The sequence below is a fragment of the Oleiphilus sp. HI0066 genome, from assembly GCF_001635725.1.
Genome location: NZ_LWFH01000222.1, coordinates 1 through 650, shown reverse-complemented (window position 1 = coordinate 650; position 650 = coordinate 1). Strand labels below are relative to the sequence as shown.

General features: G+C 46.8%; 1 protein-coding gene. It reads right to left on the bottom strand.

The window, feature by feature from the left end; all coding sequences use genetic code 11:
- A partial coding sequence (locus tag A3738_RS03355; RefSeq protein ID WP_197473551.1) for a class I adenylate cyclase occupies positions 1 to 650 on the bottom strand: 650 nt, incomplete at both ends.

The window sequence follows — 650 nt, the reverse complement described above, 5'->3', positions numbered from 1 at the left end:
CCCAAGCGTTGGAAAATCAGGAAGCTCACGGGCATAGACCTCTGCCAACATGAGTTTCAATGTCGATTTATAAGGCGACTCTAAACTCTTATAAAGCTGCCATAAGCCTGCCCCAACCAACTCACTTTTCGGGATATCGTATAACCCACCAAAGTCGATAGTCTCTGTTTCTTTGATAAAGCGTTTTTCAAGAAGCATTGCGGCGGTTTGATCGTAGTCTTGCTCCATTCGCGGCGGCACTAACCACCAAAGCGGATAACGACCAGCGAGCAATATCGCGGTACGATAAAACTCATCGAGCAATAGGACATGTTGCGCAGAGCCGCTGCTCTCTTTATCCATGCTTGGCACGGATACGCCATGCTTGAAGCGAGAGGCACACATCACAAAAGTATGCAGTTCGAGCCCTTCATCATTCGCCCACTTGTCGATGAGTTTAGCCTTCTCACTCAATACGTCTTGTTCTTGCTGGGTTAACTGATCATCAATACATAACCATGCATCTACGTCACTGGCCTCAGAGTGCGCTAAGGTGCCAGTGCTACCCATAATAAATAGAGAATGAATTTGCGCCTTGTGTCGTCGATCTTGTTTAAATCGAAAGGTACGACTAAAACCTGCCGCGATAGATAAAGCTTCTTTGCTTGGTG